The 13,093-nt window shown below is 34.6% G+C and carries 13 protein-coding genes; 4 read left to right on the forward strand and 9 right to left on the reverse strand.

All coding sequences use genetic code 11. The features are described from left to right. Window positions 1–28: 28 nt before the first annotated feature. From ACFQ1Q_RS05670 to ACFQ1Q_RS05695, 6 genes are all read right to left on the reverse strand, one after another. Window positions 29–358: a HesB/IscA family protein gene (locus tag ACFQ1Q_RS05670; protein WP_386128855.1), complete on the reverse strand. Its 330-nt coding sequence runs from the start codon at window positions 356–358 to the stop codon at window positions 29–31. Window positions 359–502: 144 nt separating this feature from the next. Next, window positions 503–736 carry a hypothetical protein gene (locus ACFQ1Q_RS05675; RefSeq protein ID WP_386128857.1) on the reverse strand — a complete coding sequence of 78 codons (234 nt, stop codon included), beginning with the start codon at window positions 734–736 and terminating at the stop codon, window positions 503–505. A gap of 110 nt (window positions 737–846) precedes the next feature. After that, window positions 847–1,923, reverse strand: a complete 1,077-nt coding sequence (locus ACFQ1Q_RS05680) for a cytochrome-c peroxidase (protein WP_386128859.1) — start codon at window positions 1,921–1,923, stop codon at window positions 847–849. Window positions 1,924–1,928: 5 nt separating this feature from the next. After that, a complete protein-coding gene (locus tag ACFQ1Q_RS05685; protein ID WP_386128861.1) occupies window positions 1,929–2,690 on the reverse strand; it encodes an MbnP family protein in 762 nt (253 codons plus the stop codon). Window position 2,691: 1 nt separating this feature from the next. Further along, entirely contained in the window at window positions 2,692–4,029 is a 1,338-nt protein-coding gene (locus tag ACFQ1Q_RS05690; RefSeq protein WP_386128863.1) for a hypothetical protein, read from the reverse strand. 11 nt (window positions 4,030–4,040) lie between these two features. After that, entirely contained in the window at window positions 4,041–5,798 is a 1,758-nt protein-coding gene (locus ACFQ1Q_RS05695; protein WP_386128864.1) for a choice-of-anchor B family protein, read from the reverse strand. 111 nt (window positions 5,799–5,909) lie between these two features. Between ACFQ1Q_RS05695 and thiL the strand changes: the two genes are divergently transcribed. Continuing rightward, window positions 5,910–6,965 (forward strand): thiamine-phosphate kinase, encoded by a 1,056-nt coding sequence (gene thiL / locus ACFQ1Q_RS05700; RefSeq protein WP_386128865.1) that lies wholly within the window; start codon window positions 5,910–5,912, stop codon window positions 6,963–6,965. On the opposite strand, the gene ACFQ1Q_RS05705 is transcribed toward thiL, so the two are convergent. Both ACFQ1Q_RS05705 and ACFQ1Q_RS05710 read right to left on the reverse strand, forming a co-directional pair. Next, a complete protein-coding gene (locus ACFQ1Q_RS05705; protein WP_386128867.1) occupies window positions 6,962–7,225 on the reverse strand; it encodes a hypothetical protein in 264 nt (87 codons plus the stop codon). The two genes, thiL and ACFQ1Q_RS05705, sit on opposite strands and share 4 nt — an antisense overlap. Window positions 7,226–7,286: 61 nt before the next feature. Next, window positions 7,287–8,087, reverse strand: a complete 801-nt coding sequence (locus tag ACFQ1Q_RS05710) for an alpha/beta fold hydrolase (RefSeq protein ID WP_386128869.1) — start codon at window positions 8,085–8,087, stop codon at window positions 7,287–7,289. 75 nt (window positions 8,088–8,162) lie between these two features. On the opposite strand from ACFQ1Q_RS05710, the gene ACFQ1Q_RS05715 reads away from it, so the two are divergent. Further along, window positions 8,163–9,713: a serine hydrolase gene (locus ACFQ1Q_RS05715; RefSeq protein WP_386128871.1), complete on the forward strand. Its 1,551-nt coding sequence runs from the start codon at window positions 8,163–8,165 to the stop codon at window positions 9,711–9,713. Continuing rightward, entirely contained in the window at window positions 9,713–10,984 is a 1,272-nt protein-coding gene (brnQ, locus tag ACFQ1Q_RS05720) for a branched-chain amino acid transport system II carrier protein (protein ID WP_386128873.1), read from the forward strand. The genes ACFQ1Q_RS05715 and brnQ overlap by 1 nt, the downstream gene beginning before the upstream one ends. Before the next feature lie 15 nt (window positions 10,985–10,999). On the opposite strand, the gene ACFQ1Q_RS05725 is transcribed toward brnQ, so the two are convergent. Beyond that, window positions 11,000–11,653: a hypothetical protein gene (locus tag ACFQ1Q_RS05725; RefSeq protein WP_386128875.1), complete on the reverse strand. Its 654-nt coding sequence runs from the start codon at window positions 11,651–11,653 to the stop codon at window positions 11,000–11,002. A 98-nt stretch (window positions 11,654–11,751) separates the two neighbouring features. Between ACFQ1Q_RS05725 and ACFQ1Q_RS05730 the strand changes: the two genes are divergently transcribed. Continuing rightward, window positions 11,752–13,080, forward strand: a complete 1,329-nt coding sequence (locus tag ACFQ1Q_RS05730) for an aspartate kinase (RefSeq protein WP_386128877.1) — start codon at window positions 11,752–11,754, stop codon at window positions 13,078–13,080. Window positions 13,081–13,093 lie beyond the last annotated feature (13 nt).

Consider the following 13,093-nt stretch of genomic DNA (forward strand, 5'->3'; position numbering starts at 1 on the left):
CTTCATTAAAAAGATTTTGATAAGCTTTTTAAAGCGAAAAGCTTTCGCCACAACCGCAAGTCCTGTTTGCATTTGGGTTATTAAACACAAAACCGGTTCCGTTTAATCCACCAGAATATTCTAAAGTGGTACCTATAAGATATAAAAAGCTTTTTTTGTCAACAATGATTTTTATACCATTATCTTCAAAAACCTTATCGCCTTCAACTTGCGTTTTGTCGAATTTTAAATCGTAGGAAAGACCAGAGCAACCGCCACTTTTTACACCAACTCTAACAAAATCGTTTGTTGGGTTGTAGCCGTCATCCGTCATTAGTTCAACTACCTTATTTTTAGCTATTTCTGAAACTTTAATCATAAATTTATATAGATTTACTCTAAATAGAGTGCAAAGATACGATATAAGTCTCTTTTAACCATATAACCTAACATTATATTAGGATATGATTTTATAGAATTTGGCTATATTGAAAGGAAGCGGAGAAGTATAAAAAACTAAAACTTATTTTATGTTTGGTTTTAAGCCTCTTTTGAGTAAGAATAGCTTGCGGAGTGCAGTAACAAAAGCCTTGTCTTCGTACTTTGTTGTGGTAAAATCGCCTTGGGGATTTATCTTTGAATGTTTACCACAAGATTTGCAAACAACAGTTTCGTTGTTTGTGTTTGCTACAGCTAACTTGTAATAATTATGACCCAGTAAAAGGCAGGTCATATCATCTGAATCAGTAGGGTTCATTAATGGGGATTTAGGGGATAACCAATTTATAAAACCAATTCACTTTAAGGGTTAAAATACGTATTATTTCGATGAAATACATATATTTTTAACAAATGAATGCTAGTAGCTTAATTTTGAAACGCAGGATTATTTAAAAATGAAGGGTCAGAAAGCGTTAATAAAAACGCTTTCAAATCTGCTTTCTCTTCGTCTGAAAGTTGAACACCACCTTGATTAACGTTTTTCATTAATGGGTCAATGGTTGGTGAATTTTGTAATCCTTCAGAATAAAAATCAATAACTTCATCTAAAGTTTGAAACCGTCCATCGTGCATATATGGTGCTGTGTAAGCCAAGTTACGTAATGAAGGCGAACGAAATTTTCCGTTATCATTTGGGTCACCAGTAACACTGCCCAATCCTAAATCTGTGAATGTCGCATCTAAACCGTTGTTATGGAAATCATTATCCGTCCAAAGTGGATTATTGGGGTTGCCGTGGCAATGAAAACAATCACCTTTATCTTCTCTTAAAAATATGTCTAAACCGTTTAACTCTTGAGGTGTTAATGTTGCGTTTCCTAAAGAATATCTGTCGAATTTTGAGTTGGCTGAGATTAAAGTACGTTCAAATTGAGCGATTGCTTTTGCCACCAGTTCTTTGGTAATAGTTATGCTGTTAAAAGCGTCTTCAAACAGTGATGGGTATTCAGAATGATTTTCTAGTTTAGTAACCACATCGTCCCAATTGCTATGCATTTCAATCGGATTTTGAACTGGTTCTAACGCCTGACGCTCTAAACTTAGTTCTTTTCCATCCCAAGCAAAACGTTCGTTGTAATTCCATGCTAAATTAAAAAGCGGCATTGAATTTCTGTTTCCTAGTGTACCATTAACGCCAGCGCTTGTTGCAGTATTATCCGTGAATGCGTTTTGAGGAGAATGACAACTTGCACACGAAATACTTTCATCACTAGATAAAATTGGGTCAAAAAATAAACGTTTACCTAGAGCAACACCTTCTTCTGTTAAAGGGTTATCCGCAGGTATTACGGGTGGAATAATATTTTCTGAGAATATTTGCGGAATATTTAAATCTATAGATATAGGAGATTCTGGAAGCACAGGTGAATAGCCGTTGTTATCATCTTTTGTGCAAGACGAAAATAGACTTATAAAGGCGAGTATGATTCCTAATTTTTTCAAAATACTTATTGAGTAATTGTACCAATGCTGAACACACTTTGTACATTAGCTTGCATCATTTTTTGTGCATTATAGTTTGGCATTAACGGCGTGTCTAAAACATTTAAATCCCAAGTGTGTGGTGTTTTAAAAAATTCTGAAAAGTCCATAACAACTTCAATTGAAGCATTGTTTGAAATCTCAATAGTTGTAGCAAATTCAATTTCGGCAAAATTTTGCTCAAATACATTTGGGTTTGTGCTTACACGAGCTGTACCGTTATGAAAATTAAAACTTGAAGGTGATGTGTTAATATTGTATTGACCATCAAATTGAAGAAAATGATAGCCACCACCAAGCATTGTTGGCCAATTCCAAGATGCACTATTTAAATCTAAATATTCACCATCTATATTATCTTCCTCATTAAATCCCCAAACAAATTTTAAAGTGTAATTACCTGAAGGAATACGGTTATTATCTGGTGTAAAATTATAAGTTGAAACGTCAGAAAGATCAGTAAATTTATAACCGTTAAAACTATAGGTTGTACCATTTTCGTTTGTAAGTTCTATCCGCGAAATTAAATATCGGATTCGTGCAATATTCATAACTTCGCCATTTTCATTGGTAACAACAATGGACGTTAAGTTATTTGCATTTATTTCATCATTTTCCCAAGTATGAGAAAACTCAAAAGCGACGTCAACCATACTTAAATTGTCATCGTTATCTTCACAATTAGAAAATAGCAAGATTATTAATAATAGAGCTAAAGTCTTTTTCATATTAATTTATTTTAAACAGCAACAAATCTGTAAATCCACGATTTTCTGTAATATCTCCGTCATTACTTGTAGTGTCTCCGACCACAATTACAGATTGGTCATTTAATTCTGTAATACTATACGCAAAATCGATATTACTTCCACCAATAGATTTTTGCCATTGAATGTTACCATTACTATCTGTTTTTAGCGCCCAAGCATCGTTTTGACCTTTGTTTTCAGAGACATCTCCATCTGAGCTTCGAGAACTTCCTGTAACTAAAAAACCACCATTTCGTGTTGGGGAAACATCACGAGCTACATCAAATCCGCTTCCGCCAAACGTTTTTTGCAAAAGAAGATTTCCGTCAATATCTATTTTAATTAACCAAAAATCGGCTGCACCGTTGTTTCCTAAAACGTCTAAATCATTACTTCTGGTATCACCGGTTATAACAATATTTCCATCGCTTGTTTTTGCAATAGCTCGCGCTTCGTCTGTTTGAGAACCACCAAAAGATTTTTCCCAAACTAAATCACCACTAGAATTAATACGTATAACCCAAAAGTCGTAAGTACCTTTATTGCCAGTAATATCGGTATCTTCACTGTCTGAGCCACCTGCGATGATAAATCCACCATCTGGCATTTCTACAGCACCTTCTGCAGTATCAGTAAAATTTCCACCAAAATATCTGCTCCATTCTAAATCACCTGATGCATTTAGTTTTATTACCCAATAATCACCACCAGCGTGTCGTGTTGAATTTCTACCTGTATTACCTAAACCGTTAGAAGAAGTAACGTCTAGCACTCCAGTAATTAAATAGCCTAAATCTGTTGTTTGAATGACAGAAACACCCATGTCGTCACCCTGAAAGCCAAAAGACTTTTCCCAAGATATATTTCCTTGGTTATCTAATTTAACAATCCAAAAATCTTGTGAACCGTTATTGTCTGTTACATCAAAATCGTTACTTGCGCTTGTTCCAATTAAAGTATAACCACCATCTTGTGTTTGGATAATTTCTCTGCCACGGTCATCGTCAGAACCGCCATATGTTTTTTGCCATTCAATAGTGTCTTCTGGAGAAAATTTTATCACCCAATAATCAAAAGATTCGTCTTGTTTGTCTGTGATATTTAAATCATTACTTTGGGTAAATCCCAAAACGGCATAACCACCATCGACAGTAGAAATTACAGACTGTGCGCTCTCGTTTTTAGAGCCACCAAGCGTTGTAACAAATTCAGTAACTCCAGAAACATTTTGTAATGTTACTGATAAATCTTCGACATTACTACAACTAATTATTAGTGAAATTAAGAACAGATATGTGTAAGACTTAGGAGCTAACATTTAGATATAGTTTATTGACTTTTCTTAACAATAATTAGGCCACGCTCTATATCTCCAATTAATAAAGTTTCACTATTAAAATAGGGATAAACACTCCAAACGCCATTAAATTCTGAGGCATCATTAGCGGGATATGTGTCTATAAAACGGGTTTCCGTCATTGGACTTGTGGTCGAAGAAATATTAGAAATATCTAAAATTCGTAAACCAGCTCTGTAATTAGCTAGGTAATACTCGTTACCTTTTACGTATCCGTTATGATCAATGGCAGGTGTTGGACCAAAATAGTTTGCCGAAGGCACAGGATTATCTAAATCTGTAAAATCAAAAACTAAAGTTTTTGTATTAAAGCCAAACTGTCGTTCGTCAATTTCATCACCAAGAATAAAATATCTTTGGTCTTCTGTAAACCAACCTTGGTGTGCGTAAGCAGTTTGTGGATATGTAAAATCACTAATAGGAATAACATTATTTTTATCTGTGACATCTAGGATAACTACTTTGTCTGTATTACCATTGCTTCCGACATATATTTCTCTACCTTGATAATCTGGGTCTGGCCCGTTATATGTGACTACTTGTGCATCGTGAGAATATCCGCCTGCTGTATAATCTCCTAAAAAAGTAGGGTTTGTTGGGTTACTTATGTCTACAAATATTGGTCCTCCACCATTAGTTGAGGTACAACCTACCAAATAAGCAACACCTTCACTTTCGTTAATGACAATGTTATGACAACTACCAACACCAGAGTATAAGGCGTCAACGGTAAAGTTTTGAGGTGTATTTGTAACATTTCTTAAACGTGTTAAATCGAAAACTTGCATACCATGTTGCCCGACGTTATCTGCAACAATAAAGGCATGATTATTATATACTTTTACGTCTCTCCAAAAATTAACACCTGCACTAGAATTTAATCGACCTAAAAATATAGGGTTAAAAGGGTCAGTTACATCAACAAAAGCCGTTGTATTGGTTAGGCCAATCAAAGCATATTCTTTATTTGTTGTTGGGTCTGTCCAACCCCAAATATCACTTCCTTCAATATTAGAAGCAGTGCTTCCACCAAGTGTATTTACATCAATGATACCCATAACATCAATACCACTACATGGAAATTCTCCAGCCATTCCATTTACACATGGCGTATCAACGGTGTAAGGACTTGTGTCACATGCGTCACCAACTCCGTCATTGTCTACATCCTCTTGATTTGGGTTACTATTATTAACGCAATTGTCACAAACATCACCTATTCCATCGCCATCAGCATCTTCTTGGCTTGCGTTTGCTACTAAAGGACAATTATCATCTACATCTGCAACGCCATCATTATCATCGTCATCATCACAAGCATCACCAACACCATCATTGTCATTATCTTCTTGTGCAGAATTTGGAATTAGTGGACAGTTATCATCGGCATCTGCAATACCATCTCCATCATCATCTGTATCACAAACATCACCGATACCATCATTATCAGCGTCTTCTTGATTAGGGTTTGCGTTATCAGGACAATTGTCATTTACATCTAAAACTCCATCATTATCAGAGTCACCGTTACAAGCATCTCCAATTCCATCGTTATCAGCATCTTCTTGATTAGGATTTGGCGTATTTGGACAGTTATCATCTTCATCTGCAACGCCATCATCATCTGTATCTACAATCTCTATGGTTGGTGCATCTTCATCTTTACAACTTAGTATTGTAATGGAGATTGAACAGAATAACAAAAAAAGTAGTGCTCTTGTAAGTTTCATTTGGGTAATTTTTTTGCAATTTAAGTAATAATTAAAGATTGTCTTTACATACAAACTAAAATTAGACGAATAAATTACCTTAAAATTGTTAAATCGTAATATTTTTGCAAAATGATTGAAGATAAAAATCCACAACGAACACCTTTGAGCGAACTCGGTGAGTTTAAGCTTATTGAGCATTTAACAGATAATTTTAAACTAAGTCATAAATCTTCTGTTTTAGGAATTGGAGACGATGCTGCTATTTTAAAACCTACAACCAAACAAATTGTAGTTACTACAGATATGTTGGTTGAAGGTGTTCATTTTGATTTAAGCTATGTACCTTTAAAACATTTAGGTTATAAATCAGTAATGGTTAACGTGTCTGATGTATGCGCTATGAATGCAAATACGACACAAATCACGGTTTCTATTGCTGTTTCTAATCGTTTTCCTTTAGAGGCTTTAGAGGAATTATATGCAGGCATTGAAACTGCTGCACGTATTTATAACATTGACGTTGTCGGTGGTGATACCACATCTTCAACAAGTGGATTAATAATTTCAATTACTGCTGTTGGCGAGGTTGAGCAAGATAATGTTGTAAAACGTTCAGGTGCAAAACCAAACGATTTGTTAGTGGTTACAGGAGATTTGGGTGGAGCTTACATGGGATTACAAATATTGGAGCGCGAAAAAGAAGTCTTTAAAGTAAATCCTCAAAATCAACCAGATTTATCAATGTATACTTATATAGTAGAGCGTCAATTAAAACCTGAAGCCCGCAAAGATATTGTAGAATTGCTTGAAAAACTCGAGGTAAAACCCACGAGTATGATAGATATTAGTGACGGACTATCTTCAGAAGTCCTTCACATTTGTAAGCATAGCAATGTTGGTGTAGACATTTATGAAAATAAAATTCCACTCGACCCACAAGTTATTAGTACTTGCGAAGAATTTAATATAGATAGTACTACCATTGCATTAAACGGTGGCGAGGATTATGAGTTGTTAATGACGATTTCTCAAGAGGATTTCCCAAAAATAAAGGGCAATCCTAATTTAACTGTTATTGGTTATATGACAGAAGCCGAAAGAGGAATGCATTTAGTGACTCGTGGTGATGCAAAAGTGCCAATTATTGCTAAGGGTTGGAAAAATTTTAATGATACTGAATCTTAAGCAGCAGACGAATTAAATCGACTTGCTTTCATGCGTTCTAGTTTGTTGGTATATATCCGAGCTAGCGTAGCATTGATTTCTTTAAATTTAGGGGTTAATTCTGTTAAGCTACCATTTCCGTTTGTAGTCAGTTGGCGTTTACAACATTTGCAAGTGTATTCTTTGACATGAAACGTAACGTCTTTTGTAACTTCATATTTGTGACCAAAAATATCACATATAATCTTTTTCGGCGATGTAGGTTGCGTACTGTTTTTCATAAAGCGTTAGATTTGAGGTGTCTAACATAAATAAAAAAATCAGTAAGTTCGCTAAAAAGTATTATTTTTCGCTAAAGCGCTTTAAAAAGTAAGATAATTCTGATTTATTTTCAATATAACTCATATGACCTTCAGAAAATACTTCAATTTTAATGTCTGTATTTTTAGTATCGGCAATAATTTTTTCTTTGTTAACAATCCAATCTTTATCACCAATTATAATAACTTTTTCCCCTTTTATCTTTTTAAGAATGTCTAATCGATTTGGGCGAATCGCCATGCCTTTATGACCAGCAATAAAGCCTTGTTTAGATGTTTTTAGTCCTATTTCTAAAGCTTTTTCAAAATCGTTTTTAAACTTTATTTGGCTACTTTCAGGAAATAAATTGGTAAAAGACATACGCACTAAAGTATCAAAATTAGTGGTTGCCATTTGTGCGGCGCGTGTTCTAAGAATCTTTCGTTCTTCATCATCAGCTTCGTAAGTAGAATTTAGTAAGCATAAATCGTCAATAAGTTCAGGATGCAATTCGGCCAAAGCCAATGCTACATAACCGCCCATTGAATGTCCAATGCAATCAATTTTTTCAACATTCAATTCATCTAAAACAGCATAAACCGCTTTCGCCATATCTTCCATACAGTGTATGTAACCAATATTTTCTGTTTTGCCATGGCCTAGCAAATCCACACAAATGACATGTCTAGTTTGTGATAAGTTTTCAATGTAATCGTTCCACATTACACTAGTTTCCATAAAACCATGGAGCAACAATAACGTTGGACCATTTCCAGTTACTGAATAATGAATTCGAATATTCTTGTGTGTTACAAACATGTTTGCAAAGATAGATTTATTCAAGATTTTCAGCTTGTATATCATCAATAACTATTTACTATATTTGAAATCTTACGTAACTCAATTAATTCAATCCTTATGATTTTAAGACGCTGGTTTGCACTTTTTGTAATCACATTTTCTGCAGTTCTCAATGCTCAAATTAAAGAAGAACAACTTGATAAATTAATACAAGAAACTATAACCACTTTTGATGTTCCTGGTATTTCTGTTGGTATTCTAAAAGACAATCAAATCATCTATTCTCGAGGTCATGGCGTACGTTCTTTAGAGAATAAAAAAGACATGAATGCCAACACACTTGTCGGCGTAGCCTCTAATAGCAAAGGCTTTACCTGTTTTGCTTTGGCGATGATGGTTGATGCAGGAAAGTTAAATTGGGATGACAAAGTACGAAAGCATATTCCAGAATTTCAGATGCCAGAACCTTGGGTAACCGAAAATATGACGGTTAGAGATTTGGTAACACACCGAAGCGGTTTATCTCTTGGCGCAGGCGATTTAATGTTTTTTCCTGAAGGCAGCGATTTTACTGTAGATGATGTTATTGCGAATATGAAATATCTAAAACCAGAATCATCTTTTAGAAGTAAGTTTAGGTATAACAATAATATGTATATCATAGCCGGTGAAGTTTTAAAACGTGTAAGTGGAAAATCTTGGGAAGAATTTATTGAAACAGAAATTATGAAACCTGTAGGTATGGTTAATAGCAAAGCGTCATATAATCGCGTTACCGACCGAAATAATATTATTGATGCCCATACAAGAACAGAAGGTAAGGTTGTAAAAATTCCTCACGATTGGTCTCCTTTAGCAAATCCTGCCGGTGGAATTATGAGCAATGTAAGAGACATGCTTACATGGGCACAATTTTTAATGAACGATGCAGTTACTGTTGACGGTAAAAGATTACTCGATACAGATTTATTTCATGAGCTTTGGCAAATGCAAACGCCTTTGTCTGTAAGTGCAAATGATAGTTACGATAGTAATTTTAGAGGTTACGGTTTGGGTTGGTTTGTAACCGATGTTAAAGGTGGTTATAAACAAGTTTATCACACTGGCGGATTGTTAGGTACAGTGACTCAGTTTACTATGATTCCTGATTTAAATTTAGCAATCGTAGTACTTACAAACCAAATGAATGGCTCTGCATTCAATACCATTACCAATACTATAAAAGACAGTTATTTAGGATACGATGACAGAAATTGGTTGAAGAATTATGGCGAAAGAAATAGAAAATATTTGTCTTATAACGATAGCCTTAAAGCTAAAGTTTATGTTCAAGTTGATAAGATGAAATCTAACGCAGCTTTACCAAAACCAAAACAAATTGTTGGTACATACAAAGATGCTTGGTTTGGTGATTTTACAATTAGCCACGACGGTAAATCTTATTCTATTTACAGTAAGCGTTCTTCGCAATTAAAAGGAAAATTACTGCCTTACAGTGCTACCACATTTGTTTCAAAATGGGATAATCGTAGTTTTGACGCTGATGTTTTTGTAAAATTTACTTTTGATAAAAACGGTAAAGCACAATCTGCTACAATGGAATATATTGCCCCAATCACAGATTTTAGTTTCGATTTTGGAGACTTAGAACTTAAACGTGTTGACTAATGAATAGAACTAAAGAAATTTGGATGAGCGGCTTTGCGCTGTTTTCAATGTTTTTTGGTGCAGGGAATCTTATTTTACCGCCGCTTTTAGGATTTAAAGCTACAAATCAATGGTTAATTGTGGCTATCGGTTTTGCAATGACTGCGGTCATCATTCCCATTATGGCAATTTATGCGCATGCCAAACTACAAGGCACACTTTATGATTTTGGCAAAAAAGTATCTCCGGTATTCAGTGTTATTTATTGCATACTTATTTATATAATCGCTATTGCTTTACCAGCACCACGCACAGCTTCTGTAACACATGAGATGGCAATTCAACCTTTTTTTAATACGCCAACGTTACTGACAAGTGCTATTTATTTTGCTTTGGTATTGGTGTTTGCACTTAACCGTTCAAAAGTCTTGAGTATTTTAGGTAAATTTTTAACGCCGCTCATTGTAATTATTCTTTTACTTATTATTTGTATTGGTGTTTCGGCAGATGTACCGAGTGTAAAATCAGGAATTTTACAGGCACCATTAATTGATGGAATTTTAGAAGGTTACCAAACTTTTGATGCTATTGGCGGCGTTGTGGTTGGAGCAGTGCTAATTATTTCATTACAACTGCGCGGCCATACAACTTTTGAAGCCAAAAAAGAACTCATCATTAAATCTGGACTTATCGCAGGTTCAGGCTTAGTTATTATTTATGCTGGTCTTATTGGCGTTGGTGCATTTTACAGCAGTAGTTTTCCTGAAGACATCAATAGAACGGCGTTGCTTTCGGGTTTAAGTTATCAAACTTTAGGTAGTATTGGTAGCACGTTTTTAAGTGTTTTAGTGGCTTTGGCGTGTTTTACGACTGCCGTCGGAATTATAACAGGAACTGCAGATTATTTCAAAGGTTTGTTAGGAGATTCTCAAATAGTTTACAGAATTACGGCTATTATAGGTTGTATCATAGGTGTTATTGTTGGAAGTTATAATGTTGGATTTATTATAGACATTGCTTTGCCGGCATTAATGTTTATTTATCCAATAACTATTGTTTTAATCTTACTGAATGTTGTACCGAAAAAATGGGCATCATCACTTGTATTTAAATCGGTAGTGATAACCACATTTGTTTTTAGTATTCCAGATTTTTTGAAGTTTATAATTAATCCAACAAAACTTGAAAAATTAGTAGAAAAAATTCCGCTAGCAGAAAACAGTTTAGGTTGGGTTTTGCCTGCTTTGATTATTTTTGTTTTTGTTAATTTGTTACAGAAAAAAGAAGATTAATTTTTTAAAAGTTAATTACTGCGTATTCAAATTTTTAATTGCAGAAAACGCTTGGTCTACCAAATGACTTTCTACCAAAACTGTAAATTCATTTGTTGTGGAAATTACCTCATAAAGCGAAATACCTTCCCAAGCAAAACGTTTAAAAATCTGATAATACAAGCCTGAAATGCGCTGATTGTTTTTTGGTAATCGTATACTTATGGCGGAGAGTTCGTCTTGTGAATCAATCAGTTTTTCGCTTTTAAAACCTTCAAGAACAATTCTTTTTTCTGAAGACGATACAACGATGTTACTTTCATATATTCCTCTTGAAAATCCATAGAACGATTTTGGGTCTAAGTTTTCTATCACTTTTGCATGGCTCTCAATTAAGCTGTCCGAATTTTGAAACGTGTAATCAATTAAATTGGAACGTACCGTAATGTCTCCCAATTGCTTTAAAATTGCTTTTAACTGATGTGATTGTCGCAAATGTACAGGTGGCGCATATCGGCGCAAAGCCATCATAATAGCACCTGTTTTTACAGGTTTGCCCAGCATTTTACTTACAGGTTCCTGCAATTCTTCTGACAATGCCGAAAAATTTATTATTTGCCGAAACAATGCTTCCTCTAAAAAAGGCTGCTTAATTAAAATGTCTTCTACACAAGATGCTATGGTTTTCATAATTGTTATTTATTTAACATTGTGTGCAAATTTAAACTATTTTTTATAAATATTCTTAAAGTGTCTTTAAACAAAATTAAATTTGCCAAAAAAAACGCATGTTAGTTTATAAATTTGGAGGTACTTCTGTCGGCTCGGTAGTAAATATGAATCATGTAAAAGATATCATAAACACAAAAGAGCAAAAAATTATTGTTTTGTCAGCAATGTCAGGAACTACAAATGCTTTGGTTTCAATTTCTGAAAATATTGAAAAAAGAGATGTTCAGTCTGCGAAAAGACAAATTGCAGAATTAAACGAAACATACAATACTACAGTTTACGATTTGCTTCAAGATAAAGCACTAAGAAGAGATGTAAGCGATTACGTAAATTCTATATTTAGTGGCTTGGCTGATGCCGTAAACCGACCATTTTCACTTCAGCTTCAAAAAACAATTTTGGCTAATGGCGAATTATTATCAACGTATATGTTTAGCCGATTTTTACAGCAAGAAGGCTTTAAAGTTGCCTTACTACCAGCGCTAGACTTTATGCGCATAGATAATAATAACGAACCCGATAATTTTTACATTAAACAAAATCTTAATCGTTTATTAAGTAGTCAACCATCGGCAGATATCTATGTCACTCAGGGATTTATTAGCTTGGATGCAGATGGCGCTATAACCAACTTGCAGCGTGGCGGTAGCGATTATACAGCGACTATAATTGGTTCCGCCATTGGAGCTGATGAAGTGCAAATTTGGACAGATATTGATGGTTTCCATAACAACGACCCAAGGTATGTAAACGATACCAAAGCACTATCGCATTTATCTTATGACGAGGCTGCAGAGTTAGCTTATTTTGGAGCAAAAATTTTGCATCCACAAACTGTGATGCCTGTACGTGAATTAGATATCCCGTTGAGACTAAAAAACACCATGGCACCAGAAGCGCATGGCACTTTAATAACCAATCAAATTCATGGCGAAGGTATCAAAGCCATTGCCGCTAAAGATGGCATTACCGCTATAAAAATAAAATCTGTAAGGATGCTTTTGGCACATGGGTTTTTAAAGAAAGTTTTTGAGATTTTTGAAACATACGAAACAGCTATTGATATGATTACCACATCAGAAATTGCTGTATCACTTACAATCGACAACACCGAGAATTTAAAAGCTATTGTATCTGAACTTCAAAAATTTGCTGAAGTTGAGGTAGAAGACTACATGAGTATTATTTGTTTAGTAGGTAACCAAATTATTTATCATCCAGACACGCCAGAATTATTTCAAATATTACAAGATGTAAATGTAAGGATGATTGCCTACGGCGGAAGTAACAATAATATTTCTTTACTGGTAAATACTAGTGATAAGCTCGAAAGCTTACAAAAATTACAACGCTACGTGTTTGATGGTAATTCTGTTTTAGTTTAGTTTTTAGTTGAGA

Source organism: Winogradskyella litorisediminis (assembly GCF_042675765.1).
Lineage (GTDB): Bacteria > Bacteroidota > Bacteroidia > Flavobacteriales > Flavobacteriaceae > Winogradskyella > Winogradskyella litorisediminis.